The organism is Streptomyces sp. SID13031, assembly GCF_010548305.1.
Taxonomy (GTDB): domain Bacteria; phylum Actinomycetota; class Actinomycetes; order Propionibacteriales; family Kribbellaceae; genus Kribbella.
Genome location: NZ_JAAGLV010000011.1, coordinates 149,794 through 171,697 on the forward strand (window position 1 = coordinate 149,794; position 21,904 = coordinate 171,697).

The 21,904-nt window shown below is 68.5% G+C and carries 16 protein-coding genes; 5 read left to right on the forward strand and 11 right to left on the reverse strand.

Features of this window, described 5'->3' with window-relative positions:
- Positions 1-25 precede the first annotated feature (25 nt).
- Both G3I17_RS22555 and G3I17_RS42195 read left to right on the forward strand, forming a co-directional pair.
- Positions 26-670: a Pr6Pr family membrane protein gene (locus G3I17_RS22555; protein ID WP_164599461.1), complete on the forward strand. Its 645-nt coding sequence runs from the start codon at positions 26-28 to the stop codon at positions 668-670.
- Positions 671-699: 29 nt separating this feature from the next.
- A complete protein-coding gene (locus G3I17_RS42195) occupies positions 700-1,344 on the forward strand; it encodes a methyltransferase domain-containing protein (protein ID WP_203590607.1) in 645 nt (214 codons plus the stop codon).
- Between the two features lie 55 nt (positions 1,345-1,399).
- Here the strand turns inward: G3I17_RS42195 and G3I17_RS42200 are convergent, their stop codons facing one another.
- Positions 1,400-2,056, reverse strand: a complete 657-nt coding sequence (locus tag G3I17_RS42200) for a transglycosylase family protein (RefSeq protein ID WP_164599465.1) — start codon at positions 2,054-2,056, stop codon at positions 1,400-1,402.
- A 613-nt stretch (positions 2,057-2,669) separates the two neighbouring features.
- Here G3I17_RS42200 and G3I17_RS22570 point away from each other — a divergent pair.
- Positions 2,670-3,269 carry a response regulator transcription factor gene (locus G3I17_RS22570; RefSeq protein WP_164599467.1) on the forward strand — a complete coding sequence of 200 codons (600 nt, stop codon included), beginning with the start codon at positions 2,670-2,672 and terminating at the stop codon, positions 3,267-3,269.
- Here G3I17_RS22570 and G3I17_RS22575 read toward each other — a convergent pair.
- The 9 genes from G3I17_RS22575 to G3I17_RS22620 form a co-directional block, all read right to left on the reverse strand.
- A complete protein-coding gene (locus tag G3I17_RS22575; RefSeq protein WP_164599469.1) occupies positions 3,248-4,951 on the reverse strand; it encodes an ABC transporter ATP-binding protein in 1,704 nt (567 codons plus the stop codon). The two genes, G3I17_RS22570 and G3I17_RS22575, sit on opposite strands and share 22 nt — an antisense overlap.
- Positions 4,948-6,615 (reverse strand): ABC transporter ATP-binding protein, encoded by a 1,668-nt coding sequence (locus G3I17_RS22580; protein ID WP_164599471.1) that lies wholly within the window; start codon positions 6,613-6,615, stop codon positions 4,948-4,950. The genes G3I17_RS22575 and G3I17_RS22580 overlap by 4 nt, the downstream gene beginning before the upstream one ends.
- Positions 6,612-8,579, reverse strand: a complete 1,968-nt coding sequence (locus G3I17_RS22585; RefSeq protein WP_164599473.1) for a prolyl oligopeptidase family serine peptidase — start codon at positions 8,577-8,579, stop codon at positions 6,612-6,614. Before G3I17_RS22585 ends, G3I17_RS22580 begins: the two co-directional genes overlap by 4 nt.
- A gap of 311 nt (positions 8,580-8,890) precedes the next feature.
- On the reverse strand, positions 8,891-11,452 hold the full coding sequence (gene lanKC, locus G3I17_RS22595) for a class III lanthionine synthetase LanKC (protein ID WP_164599477.1): 2,562 nt from the start codon (positions 11,450-11,452) through the stop codon (positions 8,891-8,893).
- Between the two features lie 238 nt (positions 11,453-11,690).
- The gene (locus G3I17_RS22600) at positions 11,691-12,665 is read right to left on the reverse strand and encodes a hypothetical protein (RefSeq protein ID WP_203590608.1); all 975 of its coding nucleotides are present in this window, start codon (positions 12,663-12,665) and stop codon (positions 11,691-11,693) included.
- Between the two features lie 275 nt (positions 12,666-12,940).
- Complete coding sequence (locus tag G3I17_RS22605) at positions 12,941-14,005, reverse strand: ATP-binding cassette domain-containing protein (RefSeq protein WP_164599479.1); 1,065 nt, start codon at positions 14,003-14,005, stop codon at positions 12,941-12,943.
- Entirely contained in the window at positions 14,002-14,817 is an 816-nt protein-coding gene (modB, locus tag G3I17_RS22610; protein ID WP_164599490.1) for a molybdate ABC transporter permease subunit, read from the reverse strand. The genes G3I17_RS22605 and modB overlap by 4 nt, the downstream gene beginning before the upstream one ends.
- A gap of 4 nt (positions 14,818-14,821) precedes the next feature.
- On the reverse strand, positions 14,822-15,607 hold the full coding sequence (gene modA / locus G3I17_RS22615; RefSeq protein WP_164599492.1) for a molybdate ABC transporter substrate-binding protein: 786 nt from the start codon (positions 15,605-15,607) through the stop codon (positions 14,822-14,824).
- Complete coding sequence (locus tag G3I17_RS22620) at positions 15,607-16,002, reverse strand: TOBE domain-containing protein (RefSeq protein ID WP_164599494.1); 396 nt, start codon at positions 16,000-16,002, stop codon at positions 15,607-15,609. Before G3I17_RS22620 ends, modA begins: the two co-directional genes overlap by 1 nt.
- Positions 16,003-16,113: 111 nt before the next feature.
- Here G3I17_RS22620 and G3I17_RS22625 point away from each other — a divergent pair, with 111 nt between their 5' ends.
- Positions 16,114-18,036: an acyl-CoA dehydrogenase gene (locus tag G3I17_RS22625; RefSeq protein WP_164599496.1), complete on the forward strand. Its 1,923-nt coding sequence runs from the start codon at positions 16,114-16,116 to the stop codon at positions 18,034-18,036.
- A complete protein-coding gene (locus tag G3I17_RS22630) occupies positions 18,033-18,650 on the forward strand; it encodes a hypothetical protein (protein WP_164599498.1) in 618 nt (205 codons plus the stop codon). The genes G3I17_RS22625 and G3I17_RS22630 overlap by 4 nt, the downstream gene beginning before the upstream one ends.
- Before the next feature lie 529 nt (positions 18,651-19,179).
- Here G3I17_RS22630 and G3I17_RS22635 read toward each other — a convergent pair.
- Entirely contained in the window at positions 19,180-21,798 is a 2,619-nt protein-coding gene (locus G3I17_RS22635; RefSeq protein WP_343238379.1) for a bifunctional FO biosynthesis protein CofGH, read from the reverse strand.
- Positions 21,799-21,904 lie beyond the last annotated feature (106 nt).

The following is a 21,904-nucleotide window of genomic DNA, read 5'->3' on the forward strand; positions in this document are numbered from 1 at the left end:
CGTCCGAAAGCCGTACCTTTCAGGCATGACGTCAGCAGGGCGGGTCTGGTCCGGTGTCACCGCGGCGGTGGTCGCCATCGGTGTCGTGATGCAGGCACTGGTCACAGCGACCTCGACGGGCGGCGACGGCTTCTACAAGGAGAATCCCGAGCGGGTTCTGAACGTCTTCGCCTACTTCACGATCCAGTCCAACCTGTTGCTCGGTGGCACCTGCCTGTTGCTGGCCCTCCAGCTGGGCAAGCAGGACAGCACGTTGTTCAAGACGCTCCGGCTCAACGGCGTGCTCTGCATCGCGGTGACCGGGATCGTGTACCACCTGGTGCTCGCCGGTACCGACGACCCGTCCGGCTGGGCCTGGGTCGCGAATCTCCTGGTCCACACGGCCACCCCGCTGCTCGGCGTACTGGGGTGGTTGGTGTTCGGCCCGCGGCGGCAGACCGACGGGCGGATCGTCGCCTGGTCGGTCGTCTATCCGCTGCTGTGGGTGGCGTTCACGCTGATCCGCGGCGAGGGCACGGGCTTCTATCCGTACGAGTTCGCCGACGTCGACCTGCACGGCTACGGCAGGGTCTTGCTGAACTGCCTGTTCGTCGCGCTACTGTTCCTGGCTCTGGCAGCCGGGGCCACCCTGCTCGACCGCCGGATCGGAAGACGAACCGTCAAGAACTGAGCCGTCGACAGATAGGGCCCAAAGTGCTGGTGACATCTCGCTCGTACGCCGAGTACGAGGCGATGTTCGACCTGTCGGAGTTACCCGATTCGATCCTGGACTGCTGTGCCGGTGGCTCGAGCTTCACCGCCGAGGCGGCCGCTCGGGGTGTCGACGCCGTCGCGGTCGACCAGGCCTATGAGCTGCCGATGCCGGAACTCGTCGACACCGTCCGCCGCAGCCTGCCGGCCGGCGCGCAGATCGTCGACGCGCACGCGAGCAGCTTCGTCTGGAACTGGTACGGCGATCCCACGCGCAAGGACGAGATGCGGATCGAAGCGGCCGACCGCTTCCTGCAGGACGTGTCGCTGGCACCCGACCGGTACGTCGCGGGCACGCTGCCCGAGTTGCCGTTCGAGGACGGCCGGTTCGACCTGGTGCTGTGCTCGCACCTGCTCTTCACCTGGGCCGACACGTTCGACCGCGACTGGCATCTCGCCGCGCTCGAGGAGCTCGTCCGGGTCAGCCGGTCCGAAGTACGGATCTTCCCGCTGGTCCAGCAGGGTGCCGGCGAACCGGTCCTGTACTTGCAGGAGCTCCTGGACGCCTTACAGCCGGTCCGGTCCGAGATCCGCAAGGTCCCGTACGAGTTCCAGGTCGGCGCGGACCAGATGCTGGTCCTGAATCACCAATAGGTACTACGGCCGCGGGCGGGGATTGAGGGACCGCCCGCGGGCCGCAGTGTGGGGGTCAGCGCAGGTACTTGCCGCACACCGGCCACGGGGAGGCGCCACGCTGTGCGTAGAGCTTCTTCGCGCGCATGAGCTGCTCGGCCGCCGACGCGTTCGTCGGGTTGCCGGAGCCGCCGACGCTGCGCCAGGTCTGCAGGTCGAACTGGAACAGGCCGTAGTAGCCCGCCGGGTTCACGGCCTTCGGGTTGCCGCTGGACTCACAGTTGGCGACCTTGGCCCAGGCGCCACTCAGGTTGGCCTTGCCGCTGCCGGTCGAGGGGCGATCGTCAGAGCGGGTGGCGCGCTTCTTGGGCACGGCCTTCTGGACCGTCGTCTTCTTCGCCGTCGTCTTCTTCACGACGCGGGTCTTCTGCGCGGCCTTCTTCTTGTCGGTCTGCCGGACGGCGGTCGCGGTCACGCCGTCGAGCTTGAGGGTCTGACCGATCAGGATCAGGTCCGGGTTCTGCAGGTTGTTCAGCTTGGCCAGCTGGTGCCAGTCGGCACCGTTGGCCTGGGCGATCTCGGACAGCGTGTCGCCGGCCTTGACCTTGTAGTCGGCGGCGAACGCGCCACTCGCGCCGGCGGCGGTGATACCGGCACCGAGGCCGGCGATGGAGAGGGTCCGGACCACTCGGCGGGTACTTCGCGAAGGTCGGGCGTGTCGAGCTTTGGACATCAGAATTCTGCTCCTCATGAGCTGGGCACCCTGACCGGGGTGGTGGGGTGGGGTCAGGATTTGCAGGGTGAACTTCTCCAGCCCGGATGAGCCAGCCACGTGCGCACTTGCCCCGAGAACCTCAGTCCCGGGCAAGTGCGGCCGGAGCGAGGTGAAGGTGGACGTCACCTGGGTGCGTGAGGCTCGGATCGCCGGCCGCGTCAGTTCGAGCGGCCGTACCGGGCTCCGCAGTCTGGTGAGGTACCACTCCCTTCCGGGGTGCAGGGGACGGGCATCCGGGCAGATCACGAGACTGCGTCCGAATGATCACGCATCGGTAACGACGTGATCGGCCCATCGTGCTGGACGGATCGCCGGAACGCAAGAGGCTTCGGTGGATCCGCAGAAGATTTCGCCGACTCCGAAGATCCCGAAAGCCCAACAACAGAACGGTTTACTGCCCAAAACTGATCGGTTTCAAGCAAGCGTTCCCACTCCGTGGACAAGCGCTTGCTTCAGGCGTTCGAGCGGATTCGCGCGTGCCCTCGCGCGAGTTCGCTCGTTGAGGGAAGGATGGGCCAGGCCGCGGTATGGCCGACCCCGTGTTGAGGCAGACGATGTGAGGGGGCGTGCGGTGATCCGAGTACTCCTCGGCCACCGCGGCACGATGGTGCGAGGTGCACTGGCCGCGGTGTTGGCGCGAGAGAACGACCTGGACGTGGTGGCCGAGGTGGAGTCCTCGGACGAGATCCTCACGGCGATCGGCAGGCGGCCTCAGGTCGTGGTGCTCGATCCGCAGTTGCCCGGCAAGGTCGGGATCGAGGACCTGTGCCGCAAGCTGACCGGCCGCGGCGTGCTGGTGCTGATCGACCACGAGGCGATCGCCGCGACCAGCCTCGCGCTGGTCAAGCAGGCGCCCCGGATCGGGCTGATCGCGACCGACTCGTCGACCGACCAGCTGGTCGAGGCGATCCGCGACGTCGCCAAGGGACTGCCGGTGGTCGACGTCCGGCTCGCGGTCGCGGCGCTCAAGGCCGGTGACAATCCGCTCACCGATCGCGAGTGCGAAGTACTGCGGCAGGTGACGACCGGTGCGACCGCACAGGAGATCGCCCGGACGCTCAGTCTGAGTGCGGGCACGGTGCGCAACTACCTGTCCCGAATCCTGGCCAAGACGGGTGCGCGCAGCCGGATCGAGGCGATCCGCAAGGCTCAGGACGCGGGCTGGATCTGATCACGCTGGAGCTGATCAGCTGGGGGTTGCCAGTGCCCGAGCAGCTCGCGGTAGAGCGGTGACTTCCGCAGCAGTGTCGGGTGGTTGCCGATGGCGGCCTTGTTGCCGTCCAGGACCAGGATCCGGCGGGCGCGCAGTGCGGAGCTGATCCGGTGCGCGATCACGATCAAGGTGCCGCCGCGTGCCGCGAAGGCTTCCTCCGCGCGTCGCTCGGCTTCCGGGTCGAGGAAGCAGGTCGCCTCGTCGAGCACGACCAGCGGCGCCGGTGACAGGTAGGCCCGAGCGAGCGCGATCAACTGCCGCTCGCCGGACGACAGCTCGCTGGGCCGTACTCGTGCGCCGAAGCCACCGAGCCGCTCGACCAACCGGTCGGCGCCGACCGCGTCGACGGCCTGCATCACCTCGGCGATCGTCGCGTCCGGCAGCAGATAGGTGAGGTTCTCCATCAACGGGCCACTGAAGACGTACGCCTCCTGCGGAATCAGCACTCGCGTCTCGGCCAGCCGCTCCACCGGTACTTCGCTGGGCGGTACGCCGCCGAGCAACAGCCGGCCACTCGTCGGTGCGAGCATCCCGCAGACGAGCCCGGCGAGCGTGGACTTGCCGATACCGCTGGGCCCGACCACGGCGAGGTGCTCGCCTTCGGCCACGGTCAGGTCGAGGTCTTCGAGCACGGGATCCGCGGAAGGCCCGTAGGCGAAGGTCAAACCGCGCAGGCGAAGCTGGTACCCATTCACCTCGTCCACCGGACGCGGCGCCGGCGTGGGTGCCGCTGAATCGAGGACGCGGCCGAGGGTGATGACGTACCGCAGGCCGCTGTCGCCGAGCGCACCCATCACCGTGCTCAGCGCCGGCTGGAGGCCGACCAGCACATAGGTGAGTCCACCGAGCAGCGTTCCGGTGCTGATCCCGCGGCCGACCAGCCAGGGACCTGCGCCCAGCAGGATCAGCAGCGGCGCCCAGCCGCCGACCGCGAAACACAACGTCCGCAACGCGGCCACCTTCGCCAGCGACCGTTCCGCAGCGGCCTGCGCCTCGATCGGCTCGCCGACCAGGTTTTCCGCGAATTCCTCGGCACCTGTGGCAGCGATGTCCCGTACGCCGCCGAACGTCATCCCCGCCGCCGTCGCCAACTCCTCGTCGGCTTGCAGCGAAGCCCGCACCCGATCGGCCGCCATCCCGAGCACCGCCAGGGACAACGCAAAACCGACCAGAAACGGCGGTACGACGAATGCCGCGACGAGAGGCGCCAAGGACAAGAGGCCGACCAGGACGCCGAGCAGGGTGACTGCGAAGTTGCGGATCACCAGGACCAGCCCGGCGAAGGTGTCGCGGACGATCTCCACCTGGCGATTCAAGCGGGCCACGGCGGCCTCGTCGCCCGTTCGCAGCGCGCCGCCGACGACCCGGCGGACGAGGTCGTCTCTCAGCGGCTCGACCAGGTTGCCGAGGCGGCCGTAGACCTGGTGGGAACCGGCGGCGCCCAGACAGGCGGTCGCGATCAGGCCGCCGAGCCAGGCGACGCCTTGCCAGGCGCGGCCGGCCAGGAAGTTGTCGGTGGCGTGGGCGACGGCGACGCCGTAGATGGCGGTCGGGAGGATGTCGGGGATCGACCAGGCGGCCAGCTTGAGCGTCGATCGGTTGCGCAGCGCCGCGGCGCCGAAGCGGAGTTCGCGTCTCATCCGAACACCGCGCGGTAGGCGGCGTCCTGCCACAGTTCCTGGTGCGAACCGACTCCACGGACCCGGCCGCTGTCGAGCCAGACGACGAGGTCGGCGCGGGCGGCGGTCGCGGTCCGGTGGGTGACGATCAGCCGGGTGCGGTGGTGGCGGTCCTCGGTGAGGGTCTTGCTGATCTGCATCTCGGTCGCGGTGTCGAGGCTGGAGGTCGCGTCGTCCAGCACCAGCAGGCGACTCGCCGGCCAGGCCCGGGCCAGGCCGAGTCGTTGCCGCTCACCGCCGGACATAGGGGCCTTGGGCAACGGAGTGAAGTAGCCGTCGGGGAGGCGGCTGACGAAATCGTGGGCGTGGGTCGCGCGCGCCGCTGCGAGGGTACGGACCGGGCCGACCGCGTCGTGGGAGATCGCGTCGCCGACGGTCGTGCCGACGAGGGTCGGGCGCTCGAAGGCGCAGCCGACCGCAGTACGGAGGGCTTGGCGGTTGAGGGCCTGGAGCGGGACGCCGTCGAGCAGGACCTGGCCGAAGTGGGGGTCGCGGAGGCGGGCGGCCAGACCGGCGAGCACGGATTTGCCGGCGCCGCTGGGGCCGACCACGGCGATCGTCGCGCCGCCGGGGAGTTCCAGGTGGATGTCTTCGAGCATTGCTGAGTCCTCGGCGAAGACGGTGACGCCGTCGAAGGTGAGGCGTCCGGGGCCGGGCGGCAGGGGAAGCGTTCCGTGCGCGACGGGGGTGATGGCGAAGACTTCGGCAGCGCGCTGGATGCCTGCGCGGGCTCGGGCGATCTCGCCGATCACACCGGTGAGGCTGCCCAGGCCGGCGCCGAGTATGGCGTACTGGCTGGCGGCGAAGAGCTCGCCGGCGGTGATCCGGCCGTCGACGAGTTGGAGGCCGCCGACGGCGAGGACCGCGACGAGGACGAGGGGGCCGACGATCGCCGCCTGGGCGCCGGAGCGGGCCAGGACTTTCCAGGTCTCCAGGCCGTGCTTGTGGAGATCGGGGAGGAAGCCGAGGATCCGGCGTTCTTCGCGGGCGATGGTGCCGGCCGAGGAGATCGTGCGGAGGCCGGCGACCGATTCGGTCAGCAGGGCGGAGATGCGGCCCTGGGTCTCCTGGTAGGCGAGGCTGATCTCGGCGGTCCGGCGAGCGAAGACGAAAAGCACGCCGACGACCAGGATCACGCCGCCGAAGAAGGCGACTGCCAGCCAGGGATCGATGAGGGCGAGCAGGACGAGGCTGCCGATCGGTGGTGCCATGGCGGCGACCGTGGTGACTGCGGCCGGTCCTGCTTGGGCGGCATCGGAGGTGTTGCCTGAGACGCGGCTGACGAGGTCGCCGCTGTCGAAGTCGCGGCTGCCTTCCGGGCCGCCGCGGACGACCTGGCTGACGAGTCGATGCCGCAGCCACGCGGTGGTACCCGCCACACACGCCGTACCAGCGAAGACGTCGATCAAGCTGCAGACGATGCCGGTCGCGATCAGGGCGGCGGCGATAGTGAACCACTTGCTGTAGTCGCTGCCGGCCACGATGGCATCGACCGAATGCCCAAGCACAGAAGGTAAAGCGAGTGCTACTCCGCTGCCGGCCAGGGCGGTCAGCCCGATCACCGGCAGCCAGCCACGCCCATGCCGAGCGACGGCACCGAAGGTGGTGGGGCCGTGCATGCTCATTGGGGCAGTCCGGTGTGGTGGGCCAGGAAGGCGAGGATATCGGCGGCTAGGCCGATGCCTTTGCTGGTGGAGCCGCCCGCGTGGCCGGAGTCTTGCTCGTGGCGCAGTAGGACAGGACGGTCGCCGTCGGCGGCGTGTTGGAGGGCGGCGCACATCTTCCTTGCGTGCAAGGGGTCTACGCGGGTGTCGCCGCCGAAAACGGTGAAGAGGACGGCGGGGTACTCCACGCCGGTCTGCACGCAGTGGTACGGCGAGTAGGACAGCAAGGTCGCCAACTGAGCGGGATCGGAGGCCGAGCCGAACTCGGGGACCCAGGTCTTGCCCAGGCCGAAGTGCTCGTAGCGGACCATGTCGAGCAGCGGCGCCGAGCAGACAGCGGCCGCGAAGAGCTCTGGCCGTTGGGTGATCGCCGCTCCGACCAGGAGGCCGCCGTTCGACTCACCGCAGAGCGCGAGCTGGTCCGGAGTCGTCCAGCCCTCGTCGATCAGCGCCTCGGCAGCCGCGAGGTAGTCGTCGAAGACGTTCTGCTTCTGGTCGAGCATGCCGGCCTTGTGCCAGTCGTTGCCCCCTTCGCCTCCGCCGCGCAGATTGGCCGTCACGAAAACTCCGCCGGCCTCGACCCACGCGAGCGTGAAAGCGGAGTACGTCGGCGTCAGCGACTGCCCGAAACCCCCATAGCCATAGAGGATCGTCGGCCGCGGTCCATGTTCGCCTGGCTTGCCGACGACGAGCATCTGCAACGCAGTACCGTCTGCCGAGGTGAAGGCGACCTGGCGCGACTCGGCTTCCGGTACGCCGACAACGCCGGGCGGCGGCGACCACAACGTAGTACGGGCTGTGTTGTGGTCGTAGGCGTAGACAGCGGCCGGGGTGACGCTGTCGGTATAGGAGAACCAGACCTCGTGGCCGCCTTCTGGTCGCGTCGACAGCGAGCCGACCGAGCCGACGCCGGGCAGCGGAACCTCGCCCAGGAAGCGGCCGGTGACCAGGTCGTGGATCGCGATCTCACCGATCGCGTTCCTCGTCCGCCCGACCAGCACGACCTTGTCGAGGATCGCGAGACTGCTGAGCGGCGCCGCCGGATCGGCCGGGACGAAGTCGTGCCAGACCTTCGGGTCCTCGGGGTCGCCGACGCAGATCTTGCCGGTGGGCGCATCGCGGGTCGTGACGACGTACAGGCGTCCCTCGCGACTGACCGACATCACGGTGATCGCGTCGACGCCTCGCTGGACGACGACCGGCGGCCCGCCCCGCTCGAGGTCGGCGAGCCACAGGTCGTTCGCCGTCCCGCGGGCGGCCGAGATCGTCAGCCAGCGGCCGTCCGCACTGAGGTCCAGCCCGTACGACGCTTCGTCGGCGAGCACCCGGTCTTCGTCGGGCCGGCCGAGCTCGTGGCGCAGTACCTGGCGGGATCGCACGTAGTAGAAGGACTTCCCGTCGGGGAGCCAGGCGACGGGGGAGTAGCGGCAGCCGTCGATCGGGCCGTCGACCAACTGCCCGGTGGCGACGTCGAGGACGTGCAGGATGGACTGCTCGTCACCGCCACGGGAGATCTGGAAAGCGAGTAGCGAGCCGTCGGGTGAGGGCTGCCAGCTGTCGAGGGTGGTGCGCCCGGTCGGGTCGAGCTGCTGCGGGTCCACGAGGACCACGTCATCGACGGACAGGACCGGATGTTCTTGGGAGGCTGAGCGACGGAGGACGAAACAGCGGTCGCCGCGCCAGACGGGAGTGGAGACGGAACCGACGCTGGACAGTGCTCGGACCCGGCTGCGGAGCTTGTACCGACCGGGGAGCGTGGTCGCGTGGTTCAGCCAGAGCTGGTCCTGGATCGCCTGCCACTGCTGGGTTTCCGGCGTGGTGGCGTCTTCCAGCCAGCGGTACGGATCGGGGATCGTCTGCCCGTGCAGGTGGTCGACGAGCGGCAGACGCTCGGCGTCGGGATAGCGCAGGTCGAGGTGTTGCACGGATGCCTCCTCCCGTTGGGGAAAGACCGCGGTGGTGGGGCGGGGAAGGAATTGAGCACAGGTTCGGCCCTGGGTGGGAATGCTGCCCACCCAGGGCCCCCGGAACCTGATGGCCGCGCCGCCTTCGTCATCACTCACAGACGTCCGGCGGCGCTGCCCCGTCGTCCGATCAGTGGCAAAGCAGAAGGCTCAGGTTGCTCGGACGCTGGGAACCGCAGCCGAGGATGGTCAGCGTGGAACCACCGTGACCGTGGCCACCGTGACCGTAGCCGGGGGTCTCCAGACCCTGAAGGTCGAGAAGTGCCATTTGTTTACACCTCCTTCGAGATGAGTAGGGACGGGGACTCGGACCACTGGGGAGGTCCGAGGAACGGGAGGGTGACTCGCTGCTCGTGCAGCGCCGCACCCAGGGCCAGCAGGACGCCGGCCGATCCGGTCGCCAGGTCCATCGAGAGACGGAGCAACTGGTTGCCGGGGTACGCGAGGCCGCCTTCGAACGGCATCGCGTGCCAGCCGAGGCCACGGACCAGGTCGTCGGTCTTCTCACCCAGCGCCGGAGCGGCGAGGAGGAGACCGGCACGACCCATGAACAGGCCTGGCTGGACGTAGTAGGAGCAGCGGGTGACCCGCCGCAGGGCATCGAGCTCCGAGGCCAGCTCCGAATCGGGGCGGCGCTCCAGGAACCGTTGCAGGACGAGGGCGATCCCGGCCGAACCCTCTTCCAGATAAGGAAGTGTGCGCCAGCCCTGGTTCACCTGGACGGTGCCGTCGGGCGTCTGGACACAGCGCCGCAGGTCCTGCCTGATGGCGATCTCCGCGAGGTCCAGCAGTCCGGTGTCACCGGTCAGCTCGTAGGCCTCCAGGAAGAGCAGCGCGGGACCGGACGAGCCGTACATGAGCCCGGCTCGCGGCTTGCCTTCACCACTCGTCTCCGGTACGTCGGTGACGTCACCGAGCCGGTCTGCCACCAGGTCGACCACGTGGATCGCCTTGGCGCGCAGGACGGGCTCGTGGGTGAAGTGCAGCAGGTTGAGCCCGATCCCGGCCAGTCCGCTGTGCAGCCCGAGCTCGCGGGAGCCGAAGTCGTCGGCCAGCGTGCGCTCGACGAGATCCAGCGCGTCCTGCTCGTGGCCGAGCTCCTGGAGAACGTGGGCGATACCGTGCAGGCCGTCGTACAGGCCTGGGCCGATCTCGCTGGTGAGTGCGTGCTTGCGCAGCCAGTCCTCGTACTCCGGGAAGCGGCCGGCGCCCGTTTTGTCCAGACTGTAAAGGACTCCCGCCGCGCCGGTGGCGAGGTTCGTGCCACCACCGGGCTGGAACTGCGCGATATCGCCGGGGAACAGGCGGTCGTCGCGCTCGGGAGTGGCGCTGGCCACGATCGCCTTCGTGAGCGCTGCGCGGACCTCGGTCCACTCGGCGCGACCCGGCAGGGCCAGTGATTCCATCTCGGGGTCGCTGGTCAGGTCGGGACCGACGATCGTGCGAACCGCCGCGTCGAGCGTTTCCCGCGGTACCGGGAAGGTCTCGGCGATCATGTCGGCGAGCTGGAAAGCCTTGCCGGGGTGGAGATTCAGCAACATCGTCGTCTGCGGCGCGAACAGGCCGAGCGTGATGCAGGCCAGTGCGTAGAGGTCGACATCCGGGCCTTGCCGGTCGGCGGGAGCGGCGTACCCGGGATGGGCGAGCGCCGATCGGGCCTGCTCCTCGACGAGTGTCGCGACCTCGAAATCGATCAGGACCATCCGGTCCCCGTTACTGAGGAGCACATTGTCCGGGTGCAGGTCGCAGAAGACGACGCCGCGGCCGTGCAGCTGGGCGACGGCGTTCTGTACGTCGGTGACCATCCGGGCGGCCCATTCGGCGTACTCCGCCAGCTCGGCCTCGGTCGCGTCAGGATGGGTCAGCGGGTAGCGGCTGACCAGCTCGCGCTGGAGCGGGTTCGAGTCGACGAACTCCTGGACCAGGAAGTGGTGCCCGCCCAGCTCGAAGTAGTCGTGCAACTGCGGGACGACGTCGAGACCCTCGAGGCGCTGCAGGATGTCGCGCTCGTGGCCGACCCGGGCAACCGCGTCGCGGCCACTCATGTCGAGCCCGGCCAGCGGCCGGCCTTCCTTGAGGACGACCCTCGCGCCGGTCTCGTTGTGGTGGCCGAGGTAGACGCCGCCGCCGTTGGAGAACTGGATGACGCCTTCGATCGTGTAGGCCAGCTCGTTGGTGGTGACCGAGTTGCGCGCTGCCAGATGTTCTTGCAGGAAGGGCGGCAGGGCTGCCCACGGCGGCATCGAGAAGGTGGGGCCGCGGTGGTCGGGGACCAGGTGGCCTTCGTGGTTCTCGAGAGCGAGTACGCGCTCGCCACCTTCGTTGAGGCAGTACCGGCTGATGAAAGCGCCGTACCGGACGAAGAGCGGGCCTTCGGCGTACCGCAGGTCGCTCAGGATGTACGGGCCGCGGACGCCTTGCAGCAGGTCGTCGAGCTCCTTGAGCACGAGCTCCAGCTGGGCCTCGTCGGCCGGGTAGATCGTGACCAGCTTGCCGCTCGAACCGCGCGGGGCGGACTTCGAGTTGACCATCAGCATCACGGGCTCGTTGCGCAGGAACTTGAACGCGATGCCGCGGGGGACGCAGTAGTCCCACACCACGGCGAGCGTCTTCTCGGCGTCCTCGAGCCCGGAGGACACGTGGATCTTCCAGCCCTGGGCCGGCAGCTCCAGACCGTCCGGTGCGTAGTGCATCCAGGTCTCGCCGGGCACGTGGCTCCAGCCGGCCGGGACGGGGCGCGAACAGAGCGCGAAGTCCGGGTGCTCGGCGCCCCGATTGGTCGGGGACTCGTAGAACCGCCGGTCGGCCAGGCAGTACAGCTCGTAACTTTCCATGGCGATTCGTCCCCCCTCTCATTCGGTTGCCCGGGACATCTTGGGCAACGAGAGGAGGGCTGGCGTAGTGCATCTCGTCATGACTAGGCCGTGAAGAACCCACACCCTACGGATGGGTAAATAACCACTCTTTGTTACGCGACGCTCACTTTAAGCGGTGAAACGCCGTTACATGATGCCTTTTCGTGGCGGTGACGTAACAGGGCGTAACTTGCTGTCACTTTTGTCGTAGCGGCTGCTACTTGGCCGACCGGTGCTGCTGACTGACGAAGTAGGCGACCTTGCGGGCCCGCATCACCTCGCCGAGTGGGCGGTGGGCGACGACGGCGTTCCACGGGTCGAACCGGGCCGACTCGACCTCCTCGCCGAAGGCCGGCTCGGCGTGCTGGCGCGGGATCGCGAGCCGGCCGACCGTCAGGTACGGGGCATCCCAGTTGCGCGAGGCGTCCTCGATCGGGGTGTGCTGCTCGTCGGTGAAGAACTGGACCTGGAAGTCGTAGCTCAGCGGGCCCTGATCGAGTCGCTGGTAGATATCGGCGGCCCAATCCTCACTCGCCTGGGCGTTGACCTCGGTGACTCTGTCTATCTGCTGGGAAGGTGCGACCAGCTTCACGCGGACGGCGTACGGGCCGAAGGCGATCGGGGCGGCGCTGAAGAAGTCGTGTGTGGCGAAGCCGCTGAACGGTTCCTTGAGCGCCGTCTGGACCGTCTTGAGCTGCGGGATCATCCCGGGGTTCTTGAGAACGCGCAGCAGCAGCTTGCCCGGGGTACTGCCGCCGGTGGTGACCACCGTGGTGAAGTCCTCGCTGGTCGCCGAGCTGAACCGCTCGTGGTTGATCAGCGCGAAGTCCTGCGAGACCGCCTCGCCGCCGAGCGCCGCCGGCCCGGTCACGCCGAGCACCTTGAGCGAGAAGCCGCGGATGTCCGGGGTGCTGTCGGGTGCCCGGTTGAAGCCGCCGTTGGAGAGCCGGATCCAGGTGTCGTACTTGTTCGGGATCGCGAAGATGCCCTGCTTGGCGTACGCGGGCAGGTCACCCGGCACCTCCAGCGTCGCCCGCAGAGCCGCGAGCTGCTTGCGGTGCAGCGCGCGGCCGGTACCGAACTTGCCGTCCTTGCGCCCCTGCATCTCGGCGAAGGCCTTGCCTTGCGCCTCGTGCCGCCCGGCTTCCGCGGGATCGATCACTTCACGCCATTCGGTACTCGGCTCAGCCACGGCTTCTCCCATCGGACGGATCCAGCGGTCCCACCCAGTATCCGCCCTCCCGAACGTTGCACCCGGCAACTGCCCGGGGCTGTGTCACACACCAACCAGCAGCTGATCGCGTACCGGAGCCGGAGCCGAGCGTGAGCCGCCTGCCTAACGGGCGGTTGGTGTGTGCTGGCGGTCCGGGCGGGCTGGAGCCCGGTGGTCCGGAGCGCGGTAATGCTGACCCGGTGGCGGTGGCGGTGGCGGTGGCGGTGGCGGTGGCGGTGGCGCGTGGGGAAGTGCTAGGCGGGGTAGGTCTGGATTTCGGTGGCTTTGAGGGTGGCGTGGAGTAGTTGGCCGGGGGAGAGGTGGAGGTCGGCTACTGCTGCTGTGGTGATGTCGGCGAGCAGGGTTGCCGGGGCGGGGGTGTTGTGGGGGATGAGGCGGACACGGACCGTGTGGGCGTGTTGCTCGATGCCTGCTACCTGCATCGGCCAGGTGTTGCGTGGGGTGCCAGTCGGAGGTTCGGTGAAGAGGCTGATGGCTGAGGGTGGGAAGGCGACGAAGACCTTGCCCTGGGACGGGGTGGCGATCGTGAGGGTGCCGCCGTCGGCGAGGGTGACGGTGGTGTTGTCCGCGGTGCCTCGGTAGAGGTTCAGTCCCACCAGCTGGGCTACGTAGTCGGTGCGGGGACGGCGGGCGATTTCGGTGGGTGGGCCTTCTTGGACGATCTGGCCGTTCTCCACGATGACGAGGCGGTCGGCCAGGACCATCGCGTCCAGGGGGTCGTGCGTGACCAGCAGGGTGCGGCCGGGGTAGCGTTGGAGGTGTTGGCCTAGCTCGGCGCGGACGTGCAGCGTCGTGCTGGCGTCCAGGGCTGCTAGTGGCTCGTCGAGGAGTAGCAGCTCGGGAGAAGTGGCCAGGGCGCGGACGAGCGCTACGCGTTGGGCTTGGCCGCCGGAGAGTGAGCGGGGGCGGGTTTTTGCGTACTCCGCCAGGCCGACTGCGTTGAGCCAGCGGGCCGCCTCGGCGCGGGCCGTGCGTTTGTCCGTACCTCGTGCCCGCAGGCCGAACGCGACGTTTTCCAAGGCGCTCAGATGGTCGAAGAGCAAGTAGTCCTGGAACACGACGCCGATCGGCCGGTGGTCGGCGGAGCGGAAAGTACGGGGTGGTTGGTCCCAGAGGGTGTCGCCGAGGCGGATGCTGCCGTCGGTGATCGGGAGCAGGCCGGCGATCGCGCGGAGGGCGGTGGTCTTGCCGGCGCCGTTGGGACCGAGCAGGGCGACGACCTCGCCTGGTTCGACGGTCAGGTCGAGGTCGAGGCGGAAGGCGTCGCGGGTCACGTGCAGGTCGGCGTACAGGGTCATCGCAGACCACTGATCCAGCGTTCGCGCAGGCAGGCGAGCACTACGACCGAGACGGCCAGCAGGACGATGCTCAGTACTACGGCGACGTCGGGGTCGGACTCCAATGCCAGGTAGACGGCGAGGGGCATCGTCGTCGTACGGCCGGGGAGGTTGCCCGCGAAGGTGATCGTGGCGCCGAACTCGCCGAGGGCGCGGGCCCAGCACAGTACTGCGCCCGCGACGACCCCCGGCGCGATCGACGGGAGGGTGACGCGCCGGAAGGTCAGCCAACGGCCGGCGCCCAGGGTCGCGGCGGCTTCCTCGTAGCGCGGGTCGGCTGCTCTGAGAGCGCCTTCGACCGAGATGACCAGGAACGGCATCGCCACGAACGCCTCCGCCACGATCACGCCGGCCGTCGTGAACGGGAGGGTGAATCCGAACCACAGATCCAGCTGCTCCCCGATCAGCCCGCGCCGCCCCAGCACCAGCAGCAACGCGACCCCGCCGACCACCGGCGGCAGCACCAACGGCACAGTCACTAACGCCCGGATCAACCCACGGCCAGGCAACTCAGCCCGCGCCAGCAACCAGGCGAGCGGTACGCCGAGAAACAGACAAAGAATGGTCGCCGTGGTCGCACAGAGCAACGAAAGCCGTAGGGCCTGCCAGACCTCGGCACTGAACAACCGCGACGGCAACGTCGACCAGGGCGCCTGGGCCAACAACCCGACGAGCGGTACCAACAGAAAAGCCAGCCCAAGCAGAGCGGGCAACAGCAGAACAGCAGGCAACCGCCCGCCAACCCGCTGCCGCCGCGCTCTCACAGCAGACAAGTTCTCACGGGGCTTCGAAGCCTGCTGCGGTCAGGACTGTTTTGCCTGGGGCGGAGAGAACGTAGTCGACGAAGGCCTTGGCGCCGTCTGCGTTCTTGGCCGTGGTCAAGGTGGCGATGGGGTATTCGTTGACGGCCTTGTCGGCTTCGGGGAACTCGATGCCCTCGACCTTGTCCTTGGCCGCGAGGACGTCGGTCTTGTAGACGAGGGCGGCGTCTACCTCGCCGAGGCTGACCTTGGTGAGGGCTGCCTTGACGTCCTTTTCCAGGGTGTCGGGCTGGGGGGTGAGGCCGGCTGCTTTGAAGACCTTCTCGGCGGCGGCGCCGCAGGGGACCTCGACGGCGCACAGAGCGATCTTGAGGTTCTTGTCGGTGAAGTTCTTCAGGCCGGTGATCTTGCCCGGGTTGCCCTTCGGGACGGCGATCTCCAGTTTGTTCTTCACGAAGGTGGTCGCGGTGCCCTTGTCGGTGACCTGGTCCATGTTCTTGGGGGCCGCGGAGGCGAAGACGTCAGCGGGGGCGCCCTGGTTGATCTGCTCGGCGAGCGCGGAGCTGCCGGCGAAGTTGAAGACCACCTTGACCCCCGGGTGCGCGGCCTCGAAGTCCTTGCCGAGCTGGGTGAACGTCCCGGTCAGCGACGCCGCCGCGAAGACGTTGATCGTGCCCGAGAGGTTCGCAGTACTGCTGGACGAGCTGCTCGAAGGCGAGGCCGCCGGGGTGTCGTCGCCGCAGCTGGCCAAGGTCAGGGCAGCGACGGCAGTAACAAAGGTTGCGACGGTACGGCGGAACATCAGGCCTCCGGGATCTCGACTACTACAAGGGTTGACTTGATGGAGGCGACGGCGATCACGCCCGGCTCGAGACCGAGCTCGTCCGCCGCTTCCCGGCTCATCAGCGAGACGACCCGGAACGGTCCGGCCTGCATCTCCACCTGAGCCATCACGCCGTCCTTGACGACGCGCGTGACGATGCCGCGCAGGCGGTTCCGCGCGGAGGCAGCTGTGGTGTTGCCCGGCTCGGGCGACTCCGCCTGCTGCTGCGCGAAGGCGGCCAGCGCTGCACCCTCGACGGCCATCCGGCCGCTCTCCTGCACGGCGGGTAACCGCCCCTGCTCGACCCAGCGACGCACGGTGTCATCGCTGACTCCGAGCAACGCGGCCGCCTCACTGATCCGCAAATTCGGCACGAACGGTATCTTATCGCCGCATCTGCGCATTCTGTATCCCATTTCCGCTTACCAAAGGCGAACGTGAGCGTCGTTACGGACCGGACGGCGCCACCGGCATACGTTTGATCCATGACGGGGCTGCGGGAGTACCTGGACGGGCCGCACAAAGCGGTGAGGGATCTGGTCCGGGACGGGCTGGCGGCGAATGCCGGTCTGCTCGACGCCGGGCTGGAGCTGAGCAGAGCGGAGTACCGCGACAAGGTGCTCGAGGTGCTGCAGCAGATCACCGCGGAGGGCCACACCGGCCGCGGGTTCCCGAAGGAGTACGGCGGCCAGGGTGATCTGGGCGGTTTCCTCGCCGGGTTCGAGACGCTGGCCTTCGGTGACCTCTCGCTGATGATCAAGGCGGGCGTCCAGTTCGGCCTGTTCGCCGGCGCGATCCTGCATCTCGGTACGACCCGGCACCACGAGCAGTACCTGACTGACGCGATCGAGGGCCGGCTGCTCGGTTGTTTCGCGATGACCGAGACCGGCCACGGCTCCAACGTCCAGGCACTCGGTACGACGGCGACGTACGACCCGGCGACCGAAGAGTTCGTCATCCACACCCCGACCGCGGCCGCGCGCAAGGACTACATCGGCAACGCAGCCCGGCATGGCCGGATGGCCGCCGTCTTCGCGCAACTGGTGGTCGGCGGCGAGACGCACGGCGTGCACTGCCTGCTCGTCCCGATCCGGATGACCGACGGCGACCCGCTCCCCGGCGTCACGCTGTCGGACTGCGGCGCCAAACTCGGCCTGAACGGCGTCGACAACGGCCGGATCGTCTTCGACCAGGTCAGGGTCCCGCGGGCCGCGCTGCTCGACCGCTATGCGCAAGTGGATGCGGAGGGCAACTACAGCAGCGAGATCGAGAACCCGGACCGGCGCTTCTTCACGATGCTGGGCACGCTCGTCCAGGGTCGCGTCTCGGTCGGCGGCGCGGCGATCAACGCGAGCAAGGTGGCGCTGACGATCGCGATCCGGTACGCCGATCGCCGCCGCCAGTTCGGCGCACCCGGCAGCGCGGACGAGTCGTTGCTGCTGGACTACCGGATGCACCAGCGCCGGCTCCTGCCGCTGCTGGCCCGGACCTACGCGCTGCACTTCGCCCAGGCGGAGCTGGTGGAGGAGTTCGTCCGCCTCTTCGGTGGCGAAGGCGTGAAGGATGATCACGACCAGCGGGCGCTGGAGGCCCAGGCGGCCGGTACGAAGGCAGTCGGCACCTGGCATGCGACCGAGACGATCCAGGTCTGCCGCGAGGCGTGCGGCGGCGCCGGGTACCTGGCGGAGAACCGGCTGGCGACCCTGAAGGCGGACACCGACGTGTTCACCACCTTCGAGGGTGACAACACGGTGTTGCTGCAGCTCGTCGCCAAGGGGTTGCTGACCAACTACCGGGAGTCGTTCGGCAAGCTTGACCCGCTCGGGATGGCCCGGTTCATCGCGGCGCAGGCGGTGGAGATCGCCGTCGAGAAGACCGCGCTGCGGACCTTGATCGAGCGGCTGCGCGACGTGGTACCGAATCGCAACGACGCCGCCGACCCCGACGCCGGGCTGCGGGACGACGCGTACCACTGCGGGATGGTCCGGTTCCGTGAGGCGCACATGCTGGCCGGGGTGGCCCGGCGGATCAAGGGCGGGATCGACGCGGGGGTCGACGCGTTCGAGGCGTTCAACCGCTGCCAGGACCACGTCATCGCGGCCGGCCGGGCGCATGTCGACCGGGTGGTGCTCGAGGGTTTCCTGGCCGCAGTACAGGCTGCGCCGGAAGGTGCTCCGCGGGATCGGCTGAAGGAGCTCTACGACCTGCACGCGCTCGCGACGATCGAGGCCGAGCGTGCCTGGTACATCGAGCACGGGCGGTTGTCGGGCGCTCGGTCGAAGGCGATCACGGCGCTGGTGAACGAGCTTTGCGCCGCCGTTCGCCCGTACGCCGGGGAGCTGGTGGACGCGTTCGGCGTACCGGGCGCGGCGGTGGATGTGCCGATGGTTGTAACGTCTCCAGCATGAGTGAGCCGATTGAGCCCGCATCGGCCGCCGAGGCCGCCCGCGAACTGGCGAAGGTTTTGCTGGAGCAAGCCGACGCCCTGGACCTGCACGATCTGCGGGCCACCACGGCGATCGAGAACGTCCGGGTCCAGGCCCGGGTGCTCGCCGACGCGGTGCACGAGCGCGGCTGGGGTGACATCTTCCTCGGCATCGACTCCTACGATCCCGACGAGCTGGACGACCTGCCGCTGGGTCCGGACGACTTCGACGACCCCGCTGACTACCGCGAGATGGTCGAGCGCGGTGAGATGGACGAGATGGACGAGGCGCTGGTCCCGGAGAACGGGATCCGGCTCAGCTACCAGGCGCGGTACGACTTCGTCGTGACGGATCCGGAGGCGTTCATCGCCTACGTCCGCAGCCGCGCGGACGAGGCGCAGAACGACGAGGTGATCGACGACATCGAGGACGCCCGGTCGGCGTTCGAGCTGCTCGGCTACCTCGACGGCCTCGGCTCCAAGGACTACGACGCCGTCGGGCTGACCCCGGCCGGCGGCGAGGAGTCGCACAAGGTGGTCGAGTTCTCCCTGTGGGACCTCGACCCGACCCGCCGCGACGACACCTACCCGTACTGATCGTTGCCCTGGCCCCCTAACCGGAGGGCTGGCGTCACGGGTGGTTGAGCGCTGGATTGTTGTTGCGTGAGGCAACTTCCCCGGCGCGGTTCTTACTGGCGAGTACGCAAAGCGACGCTCGATATACAGAGCGTCGCTTTGTCCAAGATCAATGCAAATGTTTGACCCGCCTCATGGCGGCGCAGAGCCACGCCGTGACAACGTTCTGTTGTCAGCGACGGACGGGTCGCGGACAACCAGGCTCTAGGCGGTACCGCAGCTCCCGTCCGCGACCGGACTGTACCTCCCCTGCCGGTCACGGAATGAGCTCGCGGTTCCTCCCACCTTCGGGCCGAACCGCCCTCTCGGGGCAAAGCAGAACGCCGGCTGTGTCGCCGGGCGCCGGTCGCCAGTGAGGTGGTGACCGACGCCCGACACAGTCGGCGTTTCTTTTTGCTGCTGATACCTTCCCCGCCCCCGCACCCCGGTCAGTACCGGTGCGTTTCTGGGGACCGGTACTGACCGGGAAAAGCCCTGCAGGGCTTGAGGTCTAGGCCAGTTCGAGGGCTGTGTGCGAGGTCTGCGGGATCTCGCCGTAAGTCGTTGTGCGCTGCCGGGCCGGGCGGCCGGCGGCGGTGGCCATCTGGGTGAGCTCTTCGATGGACTTGCGCGAGCCGTGCTTGGAGCCGGCCATCCGGCTGATGGTCTCCTCCATCAGGGTGCCGCCGATGTCGTTGACGCCGCCGTTCAGGACGTCGACGCAGCCGTCGGTGCCGAGCTTCACCCAGGAGCACTGGATGTTGTCGATCCGGCCGTGCAGCATGATCCGCGACATCGCGTGCACCGCGCGGTTCTCGTCGTACGTCGGGCCCGGGCGGGCCACGCCGGCCAGGTAGATCGGCGAGTTGGTGTGGATGAACGGCAGCAGCACGAACTCGGTGAAGCCACCGGTCTGGTCCTGTACCGCCGCGATCGTGCGCAGGTGCTGGACCCAGTGGTGCGGCGCGTCGACGTGGCCGTACATCATCGTCGAGCTGGACGGCAGGCCGACCTTGTGCGCCGTCGTGATCACCTCGATCCAGCTTGCTGTCGGCAACTTTCCCTTGGTGAGGATCCAGCGCACGTCGTCGTCCAGGATCTCGGCCGCGGTCCCGGGGATGCTGTCCAGGCCGGCCTCCTTGACCGAGATCAGGAAGTCCTCGATCGACAGGCCGGTACGGACCGAGCCGTTGACGATCTCCATCGGCGAGTAGGCGTGGACGTGCATCTGCGGAACGCGGTCCTTGATCGCGCGAACCAGGTCCGCGTACGCCGTACCGGGCAGGTCGGGGTGGATGCCGCCCTGCATGCAGACCTCGGTGGCACCGATCACCCACGCCTCCTCGGCGCGCTGGGCGACCTCGTCCATCGAGAGCGAGTAGGCGTCGGCGTCGGTACGCCGCTGGGCGAAGGCGCAGAACCGGCAGCCGGTGTAACAGACGTTGGTGAAGTTGATGTTGCGGTTGACGACGTAGGTGACGTCGTCGCCGACCGTTGCCTTGCGCAAGTCATCGGCGATCTTCGCCAGCTGGTCGAGCGCCGGACCCGTTGCCGTCATCAACGTCAACGCCTGCGCATCGGAAAGCCCAGCAGGATCACGCTCAGCGGCCGCCAGAGCGGCCTTCGTCTCAGCAGCGATACGCTCCGGTGCTCCCGCGCCGCCGTGGGCGGCGCGGCTCGCATCGCCGGTTTGCTCTGCGAGCTTGCCGTCCGCCTCGGCGGCCCGCCGAGCTGCGACGTCCTCACGCAGTACGTCCCAGTCGCCGTAGGCGGCGTCGAAGTCCGAGCGGGTTTCAGTCCTGCGCCCCTCGGTGTCGATCGCGGTGTGCAGGTCGGTACGCCCGACGCTGTCCCAGCCGCCGTCGGGCTCCTGCCAGGGCAGGCCCTTCGGGAAGGCGGCCTCGTTGGCGAGGCCGGTGTCCGGGTCGACGAGGGCCTCGACGTGCGAGATGAGCCGCGGGTCGAGCCAGGGCTCCCGCAGGTACTCCGGGTGCGCGGTGAGCCTTTCGCGCAAGGTGAAACCGGCGTCGGCGGTGACCTTGGCCAGGTCATCGATCTGCGGCCAGGGGCGCTCGGGGTTCACGTGGTCGGGGGTCAGCGGCGAGACGCCACCGAAGTCGTCGACGCCCGCGTCGAGCAGCAACCGGGCCTCGGCCAGGTCGACCAGGTTCGGCGGGGCCTGGACGCGCATCCGCGGGCCGAGTACGACCCGGGTGGCGGCGATCGCGGCGAGCCACTCGTCCAGCGGGACGTCGGCATCGTTGCGCATCGCGGTGTCCGGCTTCACCCGGAAGCCCTGGATGATGACTTCCTGGATGCCGCCGTACTGGCGGGCGATCTTGCGCAGCGCGAAGATCGAGTCGGCGCGCTCCTCGAGGTTCTCGCCGATGCCGATCAGCAGACCGGTGGTGAAGGGGACGTTGGACCGGCCGGCGTCTTCCAGCACTCGCAGGCGGATCGCCGGGTCCTTGTCGGGTGAGCCGTAGTGCGGCTGACCCTTCTCCTCGAACAGCCGGCGCGAGGTGGTCTCGAGCATCATGCCCATGCTCGGCGCGACCGGCTTCAGCCGCTGGAGGTTCTGCCAGGACATGACGCCGGGGTTGAGGTGCGGCAGCAGGCCGGTCTCCTCGAGTACGCGGATCGACATCGCGCGCACATAGTCGAGGGTGCTGTCGTAGCCGGCCTCCTCGAGCCACTTCTTGGCTGCGTCCCAACGGTCCTCGGGAGCGTCGCCGAGGGTGAAGAGCGCTTCCTTGCAGCCGAGCGCTGCGCCCTGTCGAGCGATCTCCAGCACCTCGTCCGGGCTCAGGAACGGCGAGTGCACGCGGCCGGGCGTGGTCGCGAACGTGCAGTAGTGGCAGCGGTCCCGGCACAACCGGGTGAGCGGGATGAAGACCTTCTTGGAGTAGGTGACGATCCCGCTCCGGCCGGCGTCGGCCAGCCCCTGGTCTCGTACTCGGGCGGCGGTCGACATCAGCTGTTCGAGCGCGACTCCGGTGGCCGACAGCAGCACTTCGACCTCTGTCGGGTCGAGCGTCTTGCCGTCGTCGGCCCGCTTGAGCGCTCGCCGCATGGCGGTGCTGAGCGGGGCGTTCGGGGGAGTGGCTGGGGGCTGTCCGGGAGCAGTCACGACTAGAAGCGTAGGCCGCCTCCGGACCGGATCCCGCCGATTCCCGGGGTCAAAAACAATCAGTACGTCCGTCCAGCTACTCTTCCACAGAGCCCCCCGCGACGTC

Bases quoted from the DNA above. Each gene is read 5' to 3' on its own strand.
- G3I17_RS22555 (WP_164599461.1), top strand. From the start codon at position 26: ATGACGTCAGCAGGGCGGGTCTGGTCCGGTGTCACCGCGGCGGTGGTC.
- G3I17_RS42200 (WP_164599465.1), bottom strand. From the start codon at position 2,056: ATGTCCAAAGCTCGACACGCCCGACCTTCGCGAAGTACCCGCCGAGTG.
- G3I17_RS22575 (WP_164599469.1), bottom strand. From the start codon at position 4,951: ATGAGACGCGAACTCCGCTTCGGCGCCGCGGCGCTGCGCAACCGATCG.
- G3I17_RS22580 (WP_164599471.1), bottom strand. From the start codon at position 6,615: ATGAGCATGCACGGCCCCACCACCTTCGGTGCCGTCGCTCGGCATGGG.
- lanKC (WP_164599477.1), bottom strand. From the start codon at position 11,452: ATGGAAAGTTACGAGCTGTACTGCCTGGCCGACCGGCGGTTCTACGAG.
- G3I17_RS22605 (WP_164599479.1), bottom strand. From the start codon at position 14,005: ATGACCCTGTACGCCGACCTGCACGTGACCCGCGACGCCTTCCGCCTC.
- modA (WP_164599492.1), bottom strand. From the start codon at position 15,607: ATGTTCCGCCGTACCGTCGCAACCTTTGTTACTGCCGTCGCTGCCCTG.
- G3I17_RS22625 (WP_164599496.1), top strand. From the start codon at position 16,114: ATGACGGGGCTGCGGGAGTACCTGGACGGGCCGCACAAAGCGGTGAGG.
- G3I17_RS22630 (WP_164599498.1), top strand. From the start codon at position 18,033: ATGAGTGAGCCGATTGAGCCCGCATCGGCCGCCGAGGCCGCCCGCGAA.